Below are 22,456 nucleotides of genomic sequence, written 5' to 3'. Positions count from 1 at the left end.
ACCTGACCCAGCGCTATCGGGGGGCAAGTGGAATCGTCCCACTGCCCCTTCCACAGTTGACTGCACTCCAAGGTTGGATCGAGGTGGTCAGTCCTATTCAAACGCCTGTCGATTCTCAGGCGTGATCAACTTGAACGGCACCCAGACCACCGTCGACTCCAGCACCTCGCCGCGTACCAGGCGTAGCGCGGTGTCCACTGCGCCACCGGCCTGGCCGGCGGCATCCTGAAACACGCTGACCGCCATCTTGCCCTCAGCCATCAATTTCAAACCGTCCGGGGTGCCGTCGATGCCGCCGACCCAATAGTCCTTGGCCTGCTTGCCGGCCTTTTCCAGCCCCATGATCGCGCCGATCGCCATTTCATCGTTATTGGCCGCAATGATCGAAAAATCGACGCCCTGCTTGACCCAGTCAATGACAATCGTGGCAGCTTGGCTACGTTCCCAGTTGCCGACTTTTTTCTGCACGACTTTCATATCGGGGTATTTGGCGACGACTTTCTCCACGTCCTCGGTACGCATCAAGGAGGATGCGTTGGCCGGGTCGCCTACCAGAATCACCACGTTGCCCTTGTAACCGGCACGGCGCGCCAGCTCTTCCATCTGCAACGTCCCCGACTCCAGCTCGTTGGAGCCGACAAACGCGGTCTGCGCCGGCCACTTTTCCGGGTTCGGATTGCGGTTGACGAATACCAGCGGGATCTTGGCGTCCGAGGCCAGCTGCATCATCTGCGCCGCACTTTTGCCGTCAACCATCGCGACGATGATCGCATCCACCTTGGCATTGACCAGGTTGCGGAACTGGCGCATCTGCAAATCGACGCTGTCCTGCCCGTTTTCCATAAAGATGTCGACGTTCATGACGCCGGCCTGCTGCTGCACCCCGTTGCGCAGCAGGGTCTGGAAGTTATCGTCATACTTTGCCATGCCCACACCCAGCAAGGGCGTGGCGGCCTGGGCGGGGCCCGGAATGAGCAGCGTCGCCCCCAAGGCGAGCATTAACCATGTTTTCATGTTCTGACTCCCGCGGCTCAAACGCTGAAATGATGGAGCAGCTCGCGCTGCACTTTGGCCATGTCCGACAGCTCGTGGCTGCTGATGGCCGACTGCTCGGCGCCCTGTGCCGTCTGCTGGGCCGAATCGTTGATCTGGATGACCATCCGACTGGTTTCCTGCACCGTGGCGCTCTGCTCCTCGGTGGCGGCGGCGATCTGAATATTCATGTCGCGGATACTGTCGACCGAGTCGCTCATCGACAGCAGCAAGTCACCAGCGCCCGAGGCCAGGGACACGCATTGGGTGGACTGCGCCTGGCTCTCGTTCATCACGTGCACCACCGAGTGAATCTTTTCCTGCATGAGCCCGATCATGTCCTGGATTTCGCTGGTCGAGGTCTGGGTACGGCTGGCGAGGGAGCGCACTTCATCGGCCACGACCGCAAAACCGCGTCCCTGCTCGCCGGCACGGGCCGCTTCGATCGCCGCATTCAGGGCGAGCAAGTTGGTCTGTTCGGCAATGGTGCGAATGGCAACAACAATGCCCTCGATATTCTGCCCGTACTTCTGCAACTCATCGGTCACCTGCGTGGCCTTGTTCACCTGGTCGGCCTGCTGGCGGATATTGACGATGGTCTCGGCCACGCGCGCCTGTACCTTGTGCGTCAGCTCACTGGTGTCGTCCACGGCCTGGCGGGTGTCCTGCGCGCGCCGGGCCACCTCTTCCACCGTGCTTTCCATCTGCGTCATGGCCGAGGCGGCCGATTGCAAGCGGTCCTTCTGCTCATCCACCACACGGGTGGTCTGCTCGCTGTTCAAGGCGTTGCTCCCGGCGGTCACGGCCAGTGCATCGGCAGAGCCGATCAATTCACGGAAGGTTTTGCGCAGGGCTGCGGTCAGTTCGTTCAGGTAACCGCCCAACTCACCGAACTCGTCTTTACGGCTGACATCGAAACTGACCCGCATGTCACCCGCTGTGAGCGTCTTGAGCACTTCGCGAAACGCCGCCAGCGGACGCCGCAAGCTGAAGGCGACCCACGTGCCAATCAACACCGCCGCCAGCACCGCCAGCACACACGCGATCAATAGCAAGCTGCGGCTGGTGCCGATGGTGGCATTGGCCGACTGACTGGCCTGGTTAGCGACCTCCAGGGACTGGCTGCCAAACTCGCCAATCCGGTCCAGGGTGGCTTTCAGCGCCGCCTCAACGGCATTGCGTTGCTGCTGCACCTGCGCGGCCAGTTTCGCTTCCACCTGATAAGCCTGGAACAGGCCGTCAGGGGCGGTCAGGTCAGTCAGCAGGCGATTGACCATGACGCCGGCAATACGCCCGACCCTGGGGTCAATCGCCGTCAGGGCCTGCGCGCGGGTGCTGATCACTTCGTCTTGCAGGTTGAGCACACGCTGTAATTTATCAATGGCGGGCATCACGGTGTGGGCCGCGAAGCCATCGTAGGATTTGTTGACTTCCAACAGCAGTTTTTCAGCCGCGGCCACCTGTTGCGGTTCGCCGACACTGCGCGCATGCGCGATGTAATCCCGCAGGTAGCTGGTCAGCTGCATCGCCTGCGCACTGCTGTAGCCTTGCAGTTTGCGCGTCAGCGCCAACTGCTGCACATGTTGCATGTGGGACGTCATCAACGCCTGCGCCTGTTCGGCGTAGGCCGCTACCTGTTGGCGCTGCTGCGCCAGGTTCGCCCGCAGTGCCTCATGCTCGCCGGTGTAGGCAACGGTGCTGTCGAGCAACTGATTGAACTGGGCGATGCTCTCGGTAAACGGTCGCTTACCGTCCTCGATCTGCTTGGGGTCGGTGCTGATCTGAATGGCCAGCAAGGCCTGGTTGGCGCGCAGGATATGCACGTAGAGTTCACTGGCGGCCCGGCTCAGAGGTGCCGACTGGCCGGTGATAATGGTCAAGCGACTGCTGATGGACTGCGTGTTCTGATAGCTGATCCCCGCCATGATCAGCAATAACAGCACCAACACCGCAAATCCGCCGATCACACGCTGCAATATGGTCATGGCCACCCCTTTTGATTTTTATTCGTTGACCTGAGCGACGACCAGGCGTGCACCTACGAGTCCGGGATCACTCATGATGCTAGTGCCTGTATCGGCTTGGGGGGCTGGGACTTGAGCATCGAACACAGGCTGCTGGTCAAAAAAAAGTGGGAGGGGGCAAGCCCCCTCCCACCTACCTGATGAAATCAGGCTGGGTTTTGCACTGCGATTACTGGCTCAACACCACATCGCGCATCGCCGGGATGTAGCCGTAGTCATAAGCCTCTTGCACAAACGAACGATCGCCCTTCAACACAATCCTGACCGTCGGCGCTTCGGTGCCGCCGATACGGTAGTCATCGCCGGTGGTGGGCACGCTGTCGATAAACGACGTCACCAGGCCATTGGGCATCACGCAGTGAGAGTACGTCTGGAAGGGCTGCGAAGGCGGATTGCCGAGCACCAGACCAGAGGCATTCATCAGTGTGTAAGGGCCGAACAGCTGATCACTGACGAACCCATAAACGCCATCCGGGCCCGTCACGCCATCTGCATAGGTGAACTTGTGACTGATGGTGAACAGGTAGTACTTGTTGTCCTGGAACACATAGTGCGGCCGTTCGGTCTGGTCGTTCACGCCAACGGCCGTCACCAGCGGCGGCAAAATCTCCCACTCGTCACCGTTGAGGTCTTTGGCCACCGCGATGCCGATACAGCCGACCTGATAACGCGCACCGCCGACATCTTCATGCCCAGGCGGCACTAGGCCAATTTCATTCGGGCCCACTTCGTGCGTCCCGCGCTCGCCGGCAACGTTGCCTTCGAACACCATGTACAACTTGCCATCTTTTGGGTCGATAAAGGGGCTGGGATCGCGAAAGTTCCAGGTCGAATTTTGCGCTTCGGTTTGGTAATAGAGGCCGTCGGCATCAAACAGCGATTTGACCTGATCAAAGCCCTGCAGGGTAACGCCGGTATCCGACGTAACCACTTGCCCCCTGACTTTGGCAATGGTGGCGCCCGGTGTGACGCAGGTGTAGTACAGGTCGATATCACCGTTGTTATTCAGCAGGATCGGTGTGCCTGCCCATTCACGCGTGGTCGGCGATACGCCTTCCGCCATGACACGGCCGCCGAAGATCCAGTCCTTTCCGGTGCGCGAGTACCAGTAGCAGATACGCGCATGGCCATGGCGGTCTTCCCAATCGCGCTTGATGTCGTAACGGCCATCGGCGTTGATGAATTGTGGATCATGGGGACGACGGTCGGCAGTCAGGGTGAAGATCACTGACCAGCCATTGACCGATACCACCGTGCCATCCAGTTCACGCAAGGGCATGGTGTCCCAGATAAAGACCGTGTCACTCATGACAGGAAAGTCAGGACTCACTAACGGCTGTGTCGTCGTCGGGTCATTTTCATTAACTTTCAGCGCATCGGCCCGTGTCCAGCGAGTGGGTGTGTGATTCGCGTGTTTCATGATGATGTCCTTTTGCTGACGCTTAAGTGACAAGCGAAGATTAAATAGCACATGACAGCCAACAACTTAAGAGTGGCTGAAAGAGCAAGAGATAGTTGGCTCTGCAAGTGCGAAACAAGGTTTAACATGGAAGCCTGCCTGTCGCAACATGAAGAATTATTTAGAGTACAAAGGCCATCACTGTATTTATATCCTTGATATAAATACAGTGGCACCCGCATTAAATGATCGTTAAGTAGACAGCTAGCTAATCAACTACCAAAGATCAGGGCTACCGACTGAGCGCCGGCATTCTTCTGGGTAAAGTCCTTGGCTTGTGCGGCGGTCTTCAAGGTATAGCCATAGTTGGAAAGGGCCGTCCATTGCGCTTTAGGCGACTTCTGGTTGGTGATCGGCGGGACACTGTTGGTATCGGTGAACGTGCCAGTGCCTTTGTCGTCCAACATGCCTTTATTTTGGCTGCCTTCGCCAAAGTAGTTACTTTCAGAAAGGATATTGGCGTTTTGTGCCAGGGTAAAACCGAGGTGGAAGTTATTGATGTAGTTGTTGTACACATGAAAATAACCGTAACGCATCAAGCCAGGCGCACGCACTTCCATGTTGTCGAAGCGGTTATGGCACAGCGTCAGCCGCGGGTAACCATTAAACTCCGCTTTATTGTCATCCGCCGGGTGGCCGAAGATCAGGCCATACTTGTGGCTGCCAAAGAAGCAGTTGCTGATGGTGGCATAATCGGCCTTTTCACCGATATACAGCAATTTATCTTCACTGCCGTCAGTGGTGGACCAGCTGTGCCCGACGAAAGAACAATGGTCAATCCAATACTTGCTGCCGTAGTTCAAGTAGACCTGGATATCGTCATTGGCCTTGATACTTGCCGAATGCTTGAAGATAAGATTCTGCAGAATAATGTTCTGCGACTGCGCCGTTGCACGCAGGTGAATATTCTCCAGGGTGCGGTTCTGGAACGAGCCAATCAGGGTCTTGTTGGCGCCCATGTTGACTTTGGTCAGGCTCGACGCCGAGATATTACTGTTGATCACCAGTACCCGTGGGGTGGTATCGCCGATATTGGCCTTGAGTTGATCGAGTGTGGTGATACTGACCACAGGGCCGGACCAGCCACCTGTCACTTTTGCCGCTTGGGCGAAACCGATCAAACCGGTGAGTTTGCTTTCTGGATAAGACATGAGTTCCCTCTCTATCAATAAAAATGGCTCGATAAGACGAGCCTGTGCATCAAGTTAATCCGTTAACTTGCACACAGTGTTTGGCAGGACTGAGGTTGCCGGGTGTTGGTCGATCAGCGCTCAAACACTGTGCTTATGTACAGTATTCTTGATTCGCTGCATCGTCAACCCTTACGCAGCCAAAAAAAATGTGGGAGGGGGCAAGCCCCCTCCCACATTTGCCCTGCTGTGTTCTTTTGGCCGTTACTTGGACACAGGCATCGCAAACTCCGCGCCCTGCTCGATGCTCTCCGACCAGCGCTGCATGATCGACTTCTGCTTGGTGTAGAAGCGCACGCCCTCAGTGCCGTAGGCATGCATGTCGCCAAACAGGCTCTTCTTCCAGCCACCAAACCCGTGCCACGCCATCGGCACCGGAATCGGTACGTTGATGCCGACCATGCCCACTTCGATCCGGCGTGCAAACTCGCGGGCGATGTTGCCGTCGCGGGTGAAGCAGCTGACGCCGTTGCCGAATTCGTGGTCGTTGACCAGCTTGATCGCTTCGCCGAAGTCATTCACGCGCACGCAGGCCAGCACCGGGCCGAAGATTTCTTCGCGGTAGATGCTCATCTCTTTGGTCACATGGTCGAACAACGTCGCGCCGAGCCAGAAACCGTTTTCCAGGCCCGCTTCGGTGGGCACGTAGTCACGCCCGTCGAGCAGCAATTGCGCGCCGGCCTGCACGCCTTGTTCGATGTAGCCGCTGATGCGCTCCAGCGCCGCACGGGAAACAATCGGGCCCATCTCGGCTTTCAAATCGCGACCGTCGGTGATGCGCAGTTGCTTGGCGCGTTCAGTCAGGGCGGCGATGACTTTGTCACCCACATCGCCCACCAATACCGCCACCGAGATGGCCATGCAGCGTTCGCCCGCACTGCCGTAGGCGGCGCCCATCAGGGCATCGACGGTTTTTTCGATATCGGCGTCGGGCATCACCACCATGTGGTTTTTCGCGCCGCCCAGGCCTTGCACGCGCTTACCGTTGCGCGCGCCGGTCTCGTAGATGTACTGGGCAATCGGCGTGGAGCCGACAAAGCTCACGGCCTTGACGTCCGGGTGTTCGATCAGTGCGTCCACCGATTCCTTGTCGCCCTGCACCACGTTGAACACGCCTTTGGGCAAGCCGGCTTCACGCAGCAGTTCGGCCATGAACAACGACGCGCTCGGGTCGGTCGGGCTTGGCTTGAGGATGAAGGTGTTGCCCGCCGCGATGGCGATCGGGTACATCCACATCGGTACCATCACCGGGAAGTTGAACGGCGTAACACCGGCCACCACGCCCAGCGGCTGGCGCATCGTCCAGTTGTCCATGCCACGGGAAACCTGGTCGGAATGCTCGCCCTTGAGCAGGTTAGGAATGCCGCAGGCAAATTCGAGGATGTCGATGCCACGGTCGACTTCGCCCTGGGCATCGGTGAAGACCTTACCGTGTTCGGCGACGATGATGCGCGCCAGGTTGTCCTTGCGCTCGCGCAACAGATGCAGGTATTCGAACAACACACGGGCACGGCGGATCGGCGGCGTGTCGGCCCAACCGGCGAACGCGGCCTGGGCAGCGGCGACGGCTTCGGCAACGGTCTGGCGGCTGGCCAGGGCGACACGGCCAGTTTTTTCGCCGGTGGCCGGGTTGTAGACGTCCTGATAACGATCATCGCGGCTCACGCGCTGGTCGTTAATGTAGTGCTCGATTGTCGTTGTCATGGCAGTAGATCCCAGGTGGGTAGCGTTGGGACACACGATAGACTTTCGGTTTGTTCCAAACCAGAGCAGAATCCAGAACTTATTGTCCATATATGCGAACAATAGACCCATGGAAAAATCCGAGATCGAAGGCCTGTGGACCCATATCCACTGGCTCTCCGTGCTGGAGGAACAAGGCACCTACACCGCCGCTGCCGCGCGTCTTGGCGTGAGCAAGTCGGCCGTCAGCCAGCGTATTTCCGACCTGGAAAAAGCCACCGGCACACGGCTGGTGACGCGAACAACGCGCAGTGTGCGGCTGACCGATGCGGGGCTGTCGTTGACGCGAGAGGTGCGCAGCGCCTATGAACAGATCGCCCGCAGCTTCTCGTCGGTGCGCGACTCGGCCGGGGAGATTCGCGGGCTGGTGCGCCTCACCGCACCCGTGGCGTTCGCCCGTCAGCAACTGGTGCCGCACCTGTCGGAGTTCTTGCAACAGTACCCGCAGGTGCGTATTCAACTCGACGTGTCGGACGCCCTGAGTTCATTGGCCGCCGAGGGCTACGACCTGGCCGTGCGCCACGGCTTCCAGGTCCCGGAAACCCATGTGGCCTGGAAACTGTGCGACACCGGCTCGGTGCTGGTCGCCACTCGGGACTACCTGCAACGCCACGGCGAGCCACGCGAGCCCGGCGACTTATCGGCCCACAACTGCCTGTTCTACCCACGCGGCACCGACCAGCCCGCGTGGACCTTCGAACGCGGCAGCAAAAACGTCGAGCGCCTCACCGTGCCCATCGCCGGCAGCTTCGCCACCAATAACAGCGAGGCCTTGCGCGACTCGGCGCTCAACCACCTGGGCATCGCCCTGCTCCCGGACTTCAGCGCCCATGCCGCCCTGGCCAGCGGCACGCTGGTGCAGGTGCTCAACGACTGGACGCTCAAGGGCGCGTTTGCCGATGAGATCTACCTGATCCGCCCTTACTCGCCCCATGTGCCGAAGTCAGTGAGTGCATTGGTCAGCTATTTGAAGGAGAAATTGTCAGGCGGGTTTCGATACACCGGCGGTTAATCACTGCTAGGTGTTGGGGCTGCTTCGCAGCCCAGCGCGGGGCAAGCCCGCTCACTACAACAGCTCTAGCTGGGCATGGGGCGGACGACAGCCTATAAGCACCTGAAGCAACTCAAGGGCTGACCTGCCATTGTGGTTTTGGAAGCTCTTGTGGTGAGCGGGCTTGCCCCGCGCTGGGGTGCGAAGCAGCCCTGATCCAGTCAGCGCATTTTTTCAGGTGAACATCACTGCTAGGTGTTGGGGCCGCTTCGCAGCCCAGCGCGGGGCAAGCCCGCTCACTACAACAGCTCTAGCTGGGCATGGGGCGGGCGACAGCCTATAAGCACCTGAAGCAACTCAAGGGCTGACCTACTATTGCGGCTTCGGAAGCTCTTGTGGTGAGCGGGCTTGCCCCGCGCTGGGGTGCGAAGCAGCCCTGATCCAGTCAGCGCATTTTTTCAGGTGAACATCACTGCTAGGTGTTGGGGCCGCTTCGCAGCCCAGCGCGGGGCAAGCCCGCTCACTACAACAGCTCTAGCTGGGCATGGGGCGGACGACAGCCTATAAGCACCTGAAGCAACTCAAGGACTGACCTGCCATTGTGGTTTTGGAAGCTCTTGTGGTGAGCGGGCTTGCCCCGCGCTGGGGTGCGAAGCAGCCCTGATCCAGTCAGCGCATTTTTTCAGGTAAACATCACGCTAGGTGTTTGGGCTGCTTCGCACCCCAGCGCGGGGCAAGCCCGCTCAGTACACCCATCACTTTTTTGCACAACGCTCGGGTATTTTTGGGCGTTCTGCTCTGATTTATGCGTGCCTATACTCGGTCCAGCCTCTCGGCCCAGCCGAGGGGCAGTCCCACAACAATAATTAAGGACAGCCACCATGACCCAGCCCTTCCTGGCCGCTCGGGATTTCCTGCTCGCTCACCGCACCGACTACGCCACTGCCGTACGGGATTTCCGTTGGCCGCAACTGGGCGAATTCAACTGGGCCCTGGACTATTTCGACGCCATGGCCGAGGGCAATCCGGCCAATGCGCTGTGGATCGTCGAAGAAGACGGCAGCGAGCAGCGTTACAGCTTCCAGCAGCTGGCCGCGCGCGCTAACCAGGTGGCCAACCACCTGCGTGCACTCGGCGTGCGGCGTGGTGATCGCGTGCTGTTGATGCTCGGCAATGATGTGGCACTGTGGGAAACCATGCTCGCCGCGTTCAAGCTCGGGGCGGTGGTCATCCCCGCCACGGCCCTGCTGAACGCTGATGACCTGCGCGACCGGGTCGAGCGCGGGCAGGTGCGTCACTTGGTGGTCGGCGAGGCGCATGTCAGCAAGTTCGCCGGCCTGGCGGACGGTTGCAGCCGCATCTGCGTGGGTTCGGCGCCTGCCGGCTGGGTCGCGCACAGCGCCGCCTTTGCATACCCCGAACATTTCGAGGCCGAAGGCCGCACCCTGGCCACTGACCCGATGCTGCTGTATTTCACCTCCGGCACCACGTCGAAGCCGAAGATGGTGCTGCACAGCCACCAGAGCTACCCGGTGGGGCACCTGTCGACCATGTACTGGATCGGCCTGCAACCGGGCGACCTGCACCTGAATATCTCGTCGCCGGGCTGGGCCAAGCACGCGTGGAGCTGCCTGTTCGCGCCGTGGAATGCCGGCGCGTGCATTTTTATCCATAACGTCGCGCGTTTCAGCGCCCCCACCCTGCTCAGCACATTGGAACGCTACGGCGTGACCAGCCTGTGCGCGCCGCCCACGGTGTGGCGCATGTTGATCCAGGAAGACCTGGCCAGCTACAAGCCGCGCCTGAGCCTGCGCGAACTGGTCGGCGCCGGCGAGCCGCTGAACCCGGAAATCATCGAACAGATCCAGCAGGCCTGGGGCTTGCCGCTGCGCGATGGTTTTGGCCAGTCGGAAACCACCGCACTGGTGGGCAACACCCCTGGCCAGTTGCTCAAGCCCGGTTCCATGGGCCGCCCGTTGCCGGGCTACCAAGTGGCCTTGCTCGATCCCGATGGCAACCCCGGCACTGAGGGCGAAGTCGCCCTGCCCCTGGACGTGCGCCCGCTCGGCCTGATGCTGTGCTACGAAGACAGCCCGGAAAAAACCGCCGAGGTCATGCGTGACGGCTACTACCGCACCGGCGATACCGCGCAAATCGACGCCGACGGCTACATCACCTTCGTGGGCCGCGCGGATGATGTGTTCAAGGCTTCCGACTACCGCATCAGCCCTTTCGAACTGGAGAGCGCGCTGATCGAACACCCGGCGGTGATGGAAGTTGCCGTAGTGCCCAGCCCCGATCCCTTGCGCCTGGCGGTGCCCAAGGCGTTCCTGATATTGGCCCACAACGCCCCCGGCAGCGCCGAACTGGCCCAGCACATCCTGGCCTTCGCCCGTGAGCATTTGGCGCCTTACAAGCGGGTGCGGCGTATCGAGTTCGTCAGTGAACTGCCCAAGACCATCTCCGGCAAGATCCGCCGGGTGGAACTGCGCCAGATGGAGGTGCTGCGCCGCCAGAGCGATACACGCGGAGAGCAGGAACATTTCGAGGAAGATTTTGGCTGAAAAAAAGCCCGGCGACCTCACAAGGCATCGCCGGGCAACGTGAAGCGACCAGCTTCAGAAACGCGGTTTGACGGTCTTCCAATCCGGTTGGTAACGCTGCATCTGTTTCACGTCATCGCGCTGGCGGATGCCGCAACTCAGGTACTGGTCATGCAGCTTGCCCAGTTGATCATGGTCAAGTTCAAGGCCCAGCCCCGGCGCGCGGGTGAGCGTCACACAGCCATCGACAATCGGCACTTTGCCGCCCTTGATCACCTCCTCGTCCGGTTCCTGCCAGGGGTAATGGGTGTCGCAGGCGTAATCGAGGTTGGGGACCGACGCGGCCACATGCGCCATCGCCATCAGGCTGATGCCCAAGTGTGAGTTGGAGTGCATCGACACGCCCAGGCCGAAGGTCTGGCACATTTTCGCCAACGCTTGAGTGTCGCGCAGGCCACCCCAGTAGTGATGGTCGGCGAGTACGATCTGCACGCTGTCCTGGGCCACGCTGCGGCGGAACTCGTCAAAATCGGTGACCACCATATTGGTCGCCAGGGGCAAGCCCGTACGTGTGTGCAGTTCGGCCATGCCCTCCAGGCCGGGGGTCGGGTCTTCGTAATACTGCAGGTCATCGCCGAGCAGTTCAGCCATGCGAATCGAGGTGTGCAGCGACCAGTTGCCATTCGGGTCAATGCGCAGCGGCACACCGGGGAAAGCCTTTTTAAGCGCCTTGATGCAGCGCACTTCATGTTCCGGCTCCAGGGCTCCGGCCTTGAGCTTGATGCTTTTGAAGCCATAGGCTTCGATCATCCGCCGGGCCTGGGCGACGATCTGCTCTTCGTTGAGCGCTTCGCCCCAGCTATCGGGCTTGTAGGGCGAGTCGATGTGTTCGGCGTACTTGAAAAACAAGTAGGCACTGAACGGGATCCGGTCGCGGATCGCCCCACCGAGCAAGTCCACCAGCGGCACGTTCAAGGCGTGGGCCTGGAGGTCGAGCAAGGCCACTTCGAACGCCGAATAGGCATTGCTCACCGCCTTGCTGGCATGGGAGCCCGGCGCCAGTTCCGCGCCGCTGAGGCTCGCGGGTTTGTGCGCAGCCACCGTGGCTTGGACGATGGCGCGCAGCCCGTTGAGGTTGAAGGGGTCCAGGCCGATCAGTTGCGGCTGCACCTGCTGCTGGATCGCCAGCGCCGGGGCATCGCCGTAGCTTTCGCCGAGGCCGATGTAGCCGGTGTCGCTCTCGACTTCGATGATCGAGCGCAGTGCGTAGGCTTCGTGGATACCGCTGGCGTTGAGCAACGGTGGGTCGCGAAAGGCGATAGGTGTGACGGTAACGCGGACGATTTTCAAGAGGCGGCTCCCTGTGGGCCTGGACGCAAGGCGTGTGGGTGAGTAGTCGGTGTGGACGTAGGCGGCACTCCGCCGCGCGGTGCGGTACGGGCAAAAAACACCACCACCGCCGCCACCAGCGATGTGGCGGCCAGGCCATACAGCCCGCCTTCGATGGAGCCGGTGGTCTGCTCCAGCAAACCGAAGGTGGTGGGTGCGACGAAGCCGCCCAGGTTGCCGACCGAATTGATCAAGGCAATCACCGCCGCCGCGATCCGTGCATCCAGGTAACCCTGGGGGATCGGCCAGAACAAGGCAGACGCGGCCTTGAAGCCAATCGCGGCAAAACAGATGGCGATAAAGGCAAACACCGGCCCGCCGGTGGTGGACATGAACATGCCGAAGGCGGCGATCACCAGCATCAGCGCAACCCACGCCTGCTGATGTTTCCACTTGCTGGCCAGGGCGGCGAACGCGTACATGGCGACGATGGAAATCAACCACGGAATCGAGTTGAACAGGCCCACCTGGAAGTCGCCCAAATCGCCCATTTTCTTGATCATGCTGGGCAGCCAGAAGGTGGCGCCGTAAATGGTCAGGGCAATGGAAAAGTAGATAAAGCAGAACAGCGCGATCTGTTTGTCCGCCAGCAACTTGAACATCGACGGCCGGGTGGCCTGGGACGCTTCACGGGCCTGCTGTTCAAGGTCGATGGCGCTGACCAGCGCCTGTTTTTCTTCGTCGCTGAGCCACTTCGCCTGATGCGGATGGGATTGCAGCCAGAACCACACAAACCCGCAGAGCAGGATGGAAGCAAAGCCCTCAATCAGGAACATCCACTGCCAGCCATGCAGGCTCAAGCCGTTGACGTGCAACAGCGCCCCCGACACCGGCCCGGAAATCACCGAGGCAATCGCCGAACCACTGAGGAAAATCGCCATCGCCTTGCCACGCTCGGCCGCCGGCAGCCATTGGGTGAAGTAGTAGATGATGCCGGGGAAAAACCCGGCTTCGGCAGCGCCAAGGACAAAGCGCAGGATATAGAAACTGGTTTCACCTTTGACGAAGGCCATGGCCATCGCGGCCGCGCCCCAGGTGAACATGATGCGCGTCAGCCAGGCCCGTGCGCCGTAGCGCTGCAACAGCAGGTTGGAGGGCACTTCGAAGATCGCGTAGCCAATGAAGAACAACCCGGCACCCAGGCCATAGGCTGCCGCACCAATGCCCAGGTCGGTCTCCAAATGGCTGCGCACAAAGCCGATATTGACCCGGTCGATGTAGTTGACGATGAACATCACCACAAACAACGGCAGGACATGACGCTTGACCTTGGCGGCCGCGCGGGCGAGCACGTTAGGGTCTGGCGGATTCTGGAGGGTATCCAAGGGCAACTCCCACTCATTATTGTTTTAGGGACGCTTGAAGCATGGACGCCAGAGATTGTTCCCGTCTAATCTAACTTGGCATTCGATTGATACCGGGATTAGATCAATGTTCGAGCTGACTCAACTGCGCTGCTTCACCACCGTGGCCACCGAGCTGAATTTTCGGCGCGCGGCCGAACGCCTGAACATGACCCAGCCGCCCCTCAGCCGGCAGATCCAATTGCTCGAGCATCACTTGGGGGTCGAGTTGTTTACCCGCACCACTCGCAGCGTGGCACTCACCGCCGCCGGCCGGGCGTTTTTCATCGAGGCGCAGAACCTGCTGGAGCGCGCCCAGCAAGCGGCCGTCACCGCGCGCCGCTTCGCCGAGGGCGATATCGGTACGGTGAACATCAGCTTCGTCGGCAGTGCGGTGTATGAGTTTTTGCCCAGCGTCATCGCCGAGGCGCGGCTCAAGCAGCCCCACGTCAAAATCGACCTGGCGGAAATGAACACCTACCAGCAATACGAAGCCCTGCGCGCCCGCCGCATCGACCTGGGTATCGTCCGTGCGCCGTTGCTGGAACCGGGGTATGCCACCGAATGCCTGGTGCGCGAACCCTTCGTGCTGGCGGTGCCGAGCAGCCACCGGCTGGCCAATACCGAGACGGTCAGCGTGCACGACCTGGACGCCCAGCCCTTCCTGATGTACGCCCACTCGGCCTACCCGCCGTTCAACGAACTGCTGACCGGCCTGTTGCGCTCGGCCCGCGTTGCGCCGGAGTACGTGCAGTGGCTGGGCTCATCCCTGACCATCCTGGCATTGGTCAACGCCGGCATGGGCCTGGCGCTGGTGCCGCGTTGCGCCAGCAGCGTGGTGTTCAAGAACGTAGTGTTCCGCGATATAGACCTGGGCGAAGGGGCACAGAGCGAGCTGCACTTGATCTGGCGCGAGAACAATGACAACCCGGCGTTCGCGATGTTGCTGGACGGGATTCGCAACGCCGTGCGCGACGGCTGGGCAGACTGACTGCGCACGCCCAACGCCCCGGTGCTGCACACGTCGGGCAAGGGCAGTCACCGGGTCAACGTCACGCGCGGCAGACAGGTCAACGCGGCGGCGGCTGCACGGCCTCAAACACCAACCCATGGCTGTCACTCACCTGCCATGGGTTGGCTGCCCCGGTCTGGCTGAATACCACGTGGTCGAAGCGCGAGTCTTTCAAACCGTCAATGCGCGCCTTGGCCGCGCCACTGAACCGCACGCGCTCGAACACCAGGCCCTGATGATAGGCATTGTGCTGGGCGTCTCCCTTGACCTCGATCGCAGCGCCCTGGGCATTCTCGACGCTGACATCACTGACGCGGATGTCCTTGAACTGCCCTGCCACCGTCGAGCGTTGGTAGTCGAGCTTGGCGTTCGGGTCGTTGTAATCCAGGGTAAAAATGAACGCCTGCTTGACGGTGTTGCGGATCGCCGAGTCGCGGAATATCACGTTGCGCGCGCCGCCGCCCATGAAGTTGGTGCTCTTCATGCGCAACCCGGCATCGGTGCCGTCGGACACGTTGTCTTCGGCCAGGATGTTCTGGATCCAGGCGCCGGTGTGGCTGCCGGCAACCACCATGCCATGGCCCTTACGGAAGTAGTTATTGAAGATCCACGCATCCTCCTGCGGCCGCTGGTGCACCGCGTCGGCCCCGGTGCCGGCGGCAAAATTGACGCAGTCATCGCCGGTGTCGAAGAAGTTATTGAACACCATCGCGCCCTTGCTGTTGGCGAACTCGATGCCGTCACCGTTGTTGGCGTCATACGTGGTGTGGGTGGTGTTGGCCAGCACCACGTTTTCGGTCTCCAGGTTCATGATGCCGTGGAACGCTGGGTTCAATACGGTAAAGCCACCGTAAAACACGTTTTTCACGTTGCGCAGGGTGATCAGCGAAGAGCGCATCTGCCCGTAGGCGTCCTTGACGTTCATGCCCCGCGCCACCGCTTGCTCCACTTGAGCCTTGGCCAGCAGGCCATCCTGCAGGTAGCGCGTGTTGTCGCTGGGCACATAGAACGGCAGGGTTTGCCCGCGCTCGTCGCGTACATCGGCGTTACGCTTCCAGCCGTTGCCGTCGAGGGTGCCCTTGCCGACGATACGGATGTTCTCGAACGTTTGGTGCTGACGCGGATCGCGCGGCAGTGCGTTGATCAGCGAGGCCGGACGCACGGTGCTGGAATACGGGTATTGGATGTACCCCGCGAGCGGGTAATCCTCGGCGCGCTCGGAACCCAGCAGGGTCGCGCCGTCAGCGATCTCCAGGGTCATGTTGCTCTTGAGGTAGAGCGCCCCGCTTTTGTAGGTGCCTTTGGGCAGCAACACTTTGCCGCCCACCGTGCAGGCATCAATAGCGCGCTGGATCGCCAGGGTGTCGAGATGAATACCGTCGCCCTTGGCACCATAGTGCTTCACGTCGAACACCACCGGGACCGGCGTGGTGCGTTGCAGCACGGCGGCACTGTCGGCCGATTCCTTGCCGCTGCTGTCGACCGAGCGCACGGTAAACCGGTACGGGGTGTCCGGCTTCAGGCCTTGGGCGGTGTAACTGTGAATGCCGATGCGATGGTGAAAGTTCGCCCGGTCCTGTTGGTAGAAATGGTCAATGTAGGGTTTGGCCGGCGACACTTGGTCGTTGTTGGCGTTGGCGCTGCCCAGTAAGGCGCCGTTGGCGTAGACCCGGTAGTCCTTGATGCCGTCGTGCGCGAGGGGTTTTTCCCAGACCAGGATGATCTGCTGGTCGTCATAGGCCAGGGTCGGCACTTGCAGCTTGGACGGTGCCTGCAGCGCCCATGACAGCGGACTGCAACCGAGGGCCGCGATGGCCAGCAGCCAACGGGTCGAGGTTTTTTGCGAGGGTTGATGCGGCATGTTGTTCTCCTTGTTTTTGCCGGTTATCACACCGAGGGCGTTAAGCCTGCCGCCCGGCTTCTTCGAGGTATTGACTGCGATTGACGAAGGTCTCTCGAGGCATTTCCCGCACATCCATGGACAGCGCTTCAACCTGCGGCAGCACTTCGATCAGGGCGCCCAGTGTCGCCGAAGCGAGGCTGCGCTGTTGCTCGGCGCTGCGCCCGGCGAACAGGTACAGCGCCACATGCACGAAGTCGTCTTGCGTCGTACCGCAGCGGTAATGGGTGAAGCCGTTGAGTCGCACTTTGATGTCGCCCGGCTTGAATAGGCCGAAGCTGTCGAGGGCATCGTGCACGGTGGCCAATAGGGTGTGTTCGCCGATGCGCTGGGCCAGGGTGGCAGGGCAATCGATGATGCAATGGGGCATGGTGGATCCTCATGGTGGACTGTGGACGCCGTCGAGCTTCAGTGATGCAAGCGGGGCTCGACAGCGCCCACAGTTGAGCCTCGCAGTGGCTTTACTGGGCGCCGAGGGCCTTGATCAGCACGTCGAGTTGCTCCACTTCTTCAGGCAACAGGTCGGTCAGCGGCGCGCGCACCGGGCCGGCGTCGTGGCCGACCAGGCGTGCGCCGGCCTTGACGATGCTCACGCCGTAGCCTTCACAGCGGTTACGGATGGCCAGGTACGGCAGGAAGAAATCATCGATCAAGCGCCCCACGGTGGCGTGATCGTCGGCAGCGACGGCGCGGTAGAAATCCATGGCGGTTTTCGGGATGAAGTTGAACACCGCCGAGGAGTACACCGGCACGCCGAGGGCCTTGTAGGCCGCCGCGTAGACTTCGGCGGTCGGCAGCCCACCGAGGTAGGTCAGGCGATCACCCAGGCGGCGACGGATCGACACCATCGACTCGACCTCGCCAATGCCATCCTTGAAGCCGATCAGGTTAGGGCAGCGCTCGGCCAATTGCTCCAGGCTGTCGGCGTTGAGGCGGCACAGGTTGCGGTTGTACACCACTACGCCGAAATCCACCGAGTTGCACACCTGCTCAACGTGGGCCACCAAGCCTTTCTGGCTGGCTTCGGTCAGGTAGTGGGGCATCAGCAGAATCCCGGCGGCGCCCAGGCGCTCAGCTTCCTGGGCATAGGCGATGGCCTGGCGGGTCGGGCCCCCTGCCCCGGCAAGGATCGGCACCTGGCCTTTGCAGGTGTCGACGGCCGTCTTGATGATCTGTGTGTATTCCTTGGCTTCCAGGGAGAAAAATTCCCCGGTGCCGCCGGCGGCGAACAGCGCGCTGGCGCCGTACGGCGCCAGCCATTCCAGGCGGCGGGCATAGGTGTCGGCGCGGAAGTCACCGGCCGCGTCAAAGTCAGTAACAGGGAACGACAGCAAGCCGGAAGACAGGACTGTTTTTAGTTCTTGTGGCGTCATGGTTCGCAAACCTCAGATCGAAAATGAAGGGATACCTTAAGAGGTACGTCATCGTACAACTATATAAATACTTAAGCCAACGAGATATTTTACCTAACGGTAATTTGCGGTAATACTCAATAAAACATGCCGATTAATGCCGGACGCACAGAAGTACGCCCAGCAACTCAATGACCATGTTGTACGATGACTTTGATTTTATTAACTGGCTTGACGCCGCTCGGACGCCTGGCTGAAGTCTCGACTGGCCTGCACCAGCATCCGCGTATAGTCGTGTGCCGCCAGGTCCTGGCTCAGGCCCTGACTGTCGAGGAGTTCGACAATCCGCCCCTGCTGCATCACCGCCACGCGGTCGCACAGGTGCGTCACCACCCCCAGGTCGTGGGTCACCATCAGGTAGGTCAGCTTCTCCTGCGCGCGCAGGTCGGTGAGCAGATTGAGGATTTCGGCTTGCACGGAAACGTCCAAGGCCGAGGTCGGCTCATCCAGCAACAACACGCGAGGCTCAAGGATCAGCGCCCTGGCGATGGCCACGCGCTGGCGCTGGCCGCCGGACAATTGATGCGGGTAACGGAAGCGGAAGCTGTCATTCAGGCCGACCTTGCGCAGGATCTCGTCGATCCGGTCGTCCTTGTCCCCTACCCCATGGATAATCAACGGCTCACGCAAGGCGGTATCGATGGTGTGCCGCGGGTGCAAGGAGCCGTAGGGGTCCTGGAAGACCATCTGCACTTTACGAAAATGTGCCTTGGGAATCTTGTGTTGCAGCGGTGCGCCGGCAATGCTCAGTTCACCGCTCCACTGCCGGTATTGCCCGGCCAGGCAGCGCAGCACGGTGGTCTTGCCCGAACCGGACTCCCCCACCAGGCCAAAGGATTCGCCGTCGGCAACACTGAGGCTGACATCGTGCAGCACTTGATTGAGACTCGCGCCAGTGCCGAAACTCAGGTTGAGCGCGTGGGCTTGGATCATGGGCATGGTCAGGTTCCTCAGTGGGTCAGCCAAAGCGGGTCGCGCTGGAGCACCGGCAGGTGCACGCGGCGGTTGTCCATGCTTGGCAATGCGGCCAGCAGGCCACGGGTGTAGGGATGTTCGGCGTATTGCAGGTCGCACGCCGCCAGGGATTCCACCACGCGTCCGGCGTACATCACCAGCACGCGGTCGCAGTAGTTGCGGACCAGGTTGAGGTCGTGGCTGACGAAGATCAGGCCCATCTGCTGCTGCTCCACCAACTCTTCCAGCACGCTGAGCACTTGCTGGCGTACCGAGACGTCGAGGGCCGAGGTGGGTTCATCGGCAATGATCACCTCCGGGCGGGTGATGACCATCATCGCGATCATGATGCGCTGCCCCATGCCGCCCGAGACTTCGTGGGGGTAGAGGTTGTAGACCCGCTTTGGATCGCGGATATGCACCTGCTCCAGCATCTGCATGACCCGCTCACGGGCCTCGCTGCGGCTGGCCTTGTGGTGGGCCAGGTAGGCTTCGGCGATCTGGTCGCCCACCTTGACCACCGGGTTCAACGAATACTTGGGGTCTTGCATGATCATCGAGATGCGCTGGCCACGAATCTTCTGCATGGCTTTTTCGCTGGCCGAGAGCAGGTCGACCTCACCAAACGCCATGGCTTTGGCGCTGATCCTCGCGCTCGGCGGGTGCAGCTTGAGCAGGCTGCGGCCGACCGTGGATTTGCCCGAACCGGACTCGCCGACGATCGCCAGCTTTTCGCGGCCCAGGGCAAACGACACATCGCGCACGGCATGGGTTTCTTTCTGGCCGTTGAAGAAGCGCACGTTGAGCCCTTCGACGTTCAATTTGATGGCGGACATAGGTGTGGCTCCGTTATTCGCTACGCGGATCAAGAATGTCCCGCAGGCCGTCGCCCAACAGGTTGAATGCCAGGCTGACCAACATGATTGCCGCCCCCGGCACGGCGACCAGCCACCAGCACTCGAGCATGTAGCGGCGCCCGGTGGAAATCATCGCGCCCCACTCGGGCAGCGGCGCCTGCGCGCCCAGGCCGAGGAAGCCCAGGGCTGCCGCCGTGAGGATGATCCCGGCCATGTTCATGGTCAGGCGGATGATCACCGACGACAGGCACATCGGCACGATATGGCGCAGGATAATCCGCGCCGGCGACGCCCCTTGCAGCTCCACGGCCACAACGAAATCGGCATTGCGCAGCGACAGGGTTTCCGCCCGCGCCAGGCGTGCGATGGGCGGCCAGGAGGTCAACGCAATCGCCACCACGGCGTGTTCCAGGCCAGGGCCGAGAGCGGCGATAAACGCCAGGGCCAACACCAGGCTGGGGAAGGAAATGAAGATGTCGGTCAGGCGCATGAACACCGTATCCACGGCGCCGCCGAAGTAGCCCGACACGGTGCCGATAAACAGGCCGATGGGGCCGACGATCACCGTTACCAACGCAATGATGTACAAGGTGATGCGCGAGCCGTAGACCAGCCGGCTGAAAATGTCCCGGCCATATTCATCGGTGCCGAACCAATGTGCTGCGCCCGGTGCCTGCAAGGCGTTGGCGAGGTTCTGCGCGACCGGATCATGCGTGGCGATCCACGGCGCGAACGCCGCCACCACGATCAGCAGCAACGCCACCAGCAGGCCGGCCAGGGTCATGGGGTTACGCAACAGGTGGCGCAAAATCCGCACGCCGCTCTTGCACAAGGCATCGAAGCTGGAGCCGGGCGTACGCTCGGCCCGCCGCTTCAGGGTGGAATCAATCGAAGACAGGTTGGCATTCATCAGCATGTTCTCTGTGTGAATTCAGGAGTGCCGGGCGTACCCGGCCCGACTCAGCGCGCCTTGTAGACACCCAGGTAGCGGGTGGCCTCGGCGTCGTCACCGCTGAAGCCCTTGACGTCGGCGGCGCTGACCACGGTGTCGGTCATTTGCGAGATCATCAGGATCGGCCCGACCTGTTGGTCATAGAGGGTCTGCGCCTGGTGATACAGGCTGATGCGCTGCGCCGCGTCACGCGTCACGCCGGCCTTGTCGATCAGGCTGTTGAGCGGCGGGCTGAAGAACGAGGCGCGCCAGCCCTGGAAGTTGGGCAAACCGGCGTCATCACTGTTGTTGGGGTTATAGGCGAACGTGCGCAGGCTGAAATACGGATGGGGATAACGCTCAGCCCCACGCGCCACAATGATCTCGAAATTGCGCGCACGCATCGCGCCGTAGACCTGGTTGCCGGTGCCGGTGACGATGCTCGCCTTGATCCCGCCTTCGGCCAATGTCGCTTGCAGGCGCGCGGCGATATCAATGAACGGCGGCTCCGACAGCGTGCGGATAGTGGTTGTGAACCCCTCGGGATACCCCGCCTCGGCAAGCAGCTTTTTCGCCTTCGGCACATCCATGTGATAGCCCGGATCCGGCAAACGCGCCGCCAACCCCAACTGCATCGGCTGCTGATTGAGCGTGCCGTAATACGGCATCACCTGCTCATCCAGGCCCTTGTAGTCGATCAAGTTGCGCACTGCTTCACGCACCTGGGCCTTGGCGAACTCGGGTTGCTTCATGCTCATGGCGACGTAGTACATCGTGCCGCGCGGCAATGACTGCACCTGGATCTTGTCCGAGCCGTCGATGGCGCGAATGTCCGGTGCGGCCATGCCATACGCCAGGTCGAGGTCGCCGCGCTCAAGCATCAGGCGCAGCGACTGGGACTCGGTCATATGCCGCACCACCACACGCTTGAGCTTGGCCGCCCCGCCCCAGTAGCCGTCGAACCGGGTCAGCAACAGCGAGTCGTTGGCGCTCCATTTGGTCAGCACGAAGGGGCCGCTGCCCGCCTCGTTGGTCACCAGCCAACCGGCCCCCAGGTCACCGTTTTTCTCGTGGGCCAGGGCGGTCTTGCGGTCCACCACCACGGCGCTCGGCGAGATGGCCAGCGAGTCCACCAGCAACAGCGGGTCCATGGTCTGCGGCAGGTCGATGACCAGCGTGTGGGCATCCGTGGCGCGGATCAGCGACTGAATATTCTCAACGCTGTAGCCGTAGGCTTTCCAGGTGGTGGCCAGGCCGAAATTGAGTTTCATCACCCGGTACAGCGACCAGGCCACATCCTCGGCGGTCAGCGGGTTGCCGGAGTGGAACTTCACGTCCTGGCGCAGATGAAAGGTCACTTGCTTGCCGTCTTCGCTGATGTCCCAGCGCTCGGCCAGCTGCGGCAGGTGCTTTTCCGGGTTGCCCTGGTCGCGCTTGATCAGTGTGTCGTAGAGATTGGCGTTGACCCCGGAGGCGTCGAGGCCGGGCGCGTTGGCCGGGTCGATGGAGAACAGGTTGACCATGCTCATGCCCACGATCAGTTGATCGGCCGGGGTCTTGGCCTGGGCCAGCGTCATCGGGCCCAGCGCCAGTGCGGCCGCCAGCAGGCTCAGGCGCAGTGTTGAAAATGCAGTCGTCATTGAAAGAATCCTTCTTTTTATAGTTTTATCGGTACT

17 protein-coding genes and 1 pseudogene are annotated in these 22,456 nt (G+C 61.1%); 3 read left to right on the top strand and 15 right to left on the bottom strand.

Annotated elements, in window-relative coordinates:
- Positions 1-93: 93 nt before the first annotated feature.
- The 6 genes and pseudogenes from ACI512_RS14530 to ACI512_RS14505 all read right to left on the bottom strand — a co-directional run bounded on the left by ACI512_RS14530 (position 94) and on the right by ACI512_RS14505 (position 7,409).
- Positions 94-1,014 carry a substrate-binding domain-containing protein gene (locus tag ACI512_RS14530; protein ID WP_012723525.1) on the bottom strand — a complete coding sequence of 307 codons (921 nt, stop codon included), beginning with the start codon at positions 1,012-1,014 and terminating at the stop codon, positions 94-96.
- 17 nt (positions 1,015-1,031) lie between these two features.
- Positions 1,032-1,787 (bottom strand): methyl-accepting chemotaxis protein, encoded by a 756-nt coding sequence (locus tag ACI512_RS14525; protein WP_370636462.1) that lies wholly within the window; start codon positions 1,785-1,787, stop codon positions 1,032-1,034.
- A gap of 102 nt (positions 1,788-1,889) precedes the next feature.
- Positions 1,890-2,309, bottom strand: a pseudogene (locus ACI512_RS14520) (HAMP domain-containing protein); the annotation flags it as partial.
- A gap of 916 nt (positions 2,310-3,225) precedes the next feature.
- Positions 3,226-4,476 carry a glycoside hydrolase family 68 protein gene (locus ACI512_RS14515; protein ID WP_093545235.1) on the bottom strand — a complete coding sequence of 417 codons (1,251 nt, stop codon included), beginning with the start codon at positions 4,474-4,476 and terminating at the stop codon, positions 3,226-3,228.
- Positions 4,477-4,727: 251 nt separating this feature from the next.
- Positions 4,728-5,666, bottom strand: a complete 939-nt coding sequence (locus tag ACI512_RS14510) for a pectate lyase (RefSeq protein ID WP_012723522.1) — start codon at positions 5,664-5,666, stop codon at positions 4,728-4,730.
- 243 nt (positions 5,667-5,909) lie between these two features.
- Positions 5,910-7,409 (bottom strand): CoA-acylating methylmalonate-semialdehyde dehydrogenase, encoded by a 1,500-nt coding sequence (locus ACI512_RS14505; RefSeq protein WP_236378696.1) that lies wholly within the window; start codon positions 7,407-7,409, stop codon positions 5,910-5,912.
- Positions 7,410-7,518: 109 nt separating this feature from the next.
- Between ACI512_RS14505 and ACI512_RS14500 the strand changes: the two genes are divergently transcribed.
- Together ACI512_RS14500 and ACI512_RS14495 are read left to right on the top strand one after the other, a co-directional pair.
- A complete protein-coding gene (locus ACI512_RS14500; RefSeq protein WP_093545229.1) occupies positions 7,519-8,460 on the top strand; it encodes a LysR family transcriptional regulator in 942 nt (313 codons plus the stop codon).
- Between the two features lie 860 nt (positions 8,461-9,320).
- On the top strand, positions 9,321-11,003 hold the full coding sequence (locus ACI512_RS14495; RefSeq protein ID WP_236378695.1) for an AMP-binding protein: 1,683 nt from the start codon (positions 9,321-9,323) through the stop codon (positions 11,001-11,003).
- A 54-nt stretch (positions 11,004-11,057) separates the two neighbouring features.
- On the opposite strand, the gene ACI512_RS14490 is transcribed toward ACI512_RS14495, so the two are convergent.
- Together ACI512_RS14490 and ACI512_RS14485 are read right to left on the bottom strand one after the other, a co-directional pair.
- Complete coding sequence (locus ACI512_RS14490; protein WP_405121855.1) at positions 11,058-12,332, bottom strand: glucarate dehydratase family protein; 1,275 nt, start codon at positions 12,330-12,332, stop codon at positions 11,058-11,060.
- Positions 12,329-13,696 carry an MFS transporter gene (locus ACI512_RS14485; RefSeq protein WP_231809380.1) on the bottom strand — a complete coding sequence of 456 codons (1,368 nt, stop codon included), beginning with the start codon at positions 13,694-13,696 and terminating at the stop codon, positions 12,329-12,331. Before ACI512_RS14485 ends, ACI512_RS14490 begins: the two co-directional genes overlap by 4 nt.
- Before the next feature lie 106 nt (positions 13,697-13,802).
- Here ACI512_RS14485 and ACI512_RS14480 point away from each other — a divergent pair, with 106 nt between their 5' ends.
- On the top strand, positions 13,803-14,705 hold the full coding sequence (locus ACI512_RS14480; RefSeq protein ID WP_405121854.1) for a LysR family transcriptional regulator: 903 nt from the start codon (positions 13,803-13,805) through the stop codon (positions 14,703-14,705).
- Positions 14,706-14,784: 79 nt separating this feature from the next.
- Here ACI512_RS14480 and ACI512_RS14475 read toward each other — a convergent pair whose 3' ends face one another.
- The 7 genes from ACI512_RS14475 to ACI512_RS14445 all read right to left on the bottom strand — a co-directional run bounded on the left by ACI512_RS14475 (position 14,785) and on the right by ACI512_RS14445 (position 22,420).
- The gene (locus ACI512_RS14475; RefSeq protein ID WP_405121853.1) at positions 14,785-16,587 is read right to left on the bottom strand and encodes a glycosyl hydrolase family 28 protein; all 1,803 of its coding nucleotides are present in this window, start codon (positions 16,585-16,587) and stop codon (positions 14,785-14,787) included.
- A 40-nt stretch (positions 16,588-16,627) separates the two neighbouring features.
- Positions 16,628-16,996, bottom strand: a complete 369-nt coding sequence (locus ACI512_RS14470; RefSeq protein ID WP_122810594.1) for a 5-carboxymethyl-2-hydroxymuconate Delta-isomerase — start codon at positions 16,994-16,996, stop codon at positions 16,628-16,630.
- Between the two features lie 91 nt (positions 16,997-17,087).
- Positions 17,088-17,999: a 5-dehydro-4-deoxyglucarate dehydratase gene (kdgD, locus tag ACI512_RS14465; RefSeq protein ID WP_046035395.1), complete on the bottom strand. Its 912-nt coding sequence runs from the start codon at positions 17,997-17,999 to the stop codon at positions 17,088-17,090.
- Positions 18,000-18,200: 201 nt separating this feature from the next.
- Entirely contained in the window at positions 18,201-18,977 is a 777-nt protein-coding gene (locus ACI512_RS14460; RefSeq protein WP_046035396.1) for an ABC transporter ATP-binding protein, read from the bottom strand.
- A gap of 11 nt (positions 18,978-18,988) precedes the next feature.
- Positions 18,989-19,828: an ABC transporter ATP-binding protein gene (locus ACI512_RS14455; RefSeq protein ID WP_012723511.1), complete on the bottom strand. Its 840-nt coding sequence runs from the start codon at positions 19,826-19,828 to the stop codon at positions 18,989-18,991.
- A 13-nt stretch (positions 19,829-19,841) separates the two neighbouring features.
- Positions 19,842-20,759 carry an ABC transporter permease gene (locus ACI512_RS14450; protein WP_012723510.1) on the bottom strand — a complete coding sequence of 306 codons (918 nt, stop codon included), beginning with the start codon at positions 20,757-20,759 and terminating at the stop codon, positions 19,842-19,844.
- A gap of 50 nt (positions 20,760-20,809) precedes the next feature.
- A complete protein-coding gene (locus ACI512_RS14445; protein WP_064052567.1) occupies positions 20,810-22,420 on the bottom strand; it encodes an ABC transporter substrate-binding protein in 1,611 nt (536 codons plus the stop codon).
- Between the last annotated feature and the right edge of the window lie 36 nt (positions 22,421-22,456).

This window comes from Pseudomonas petroselini, from assembly GCF_045037875.1.
GTDB lineage: Bacteria > Pseudomonadota > Gammaproteobacteria > Pseudomonadales > Pseudomonadaceae > Aquipseudomonas > Aquipseudomonas petroselini.
This window is presented reverse-complemented; position numbering and strand designations above follow the sequence as displayed.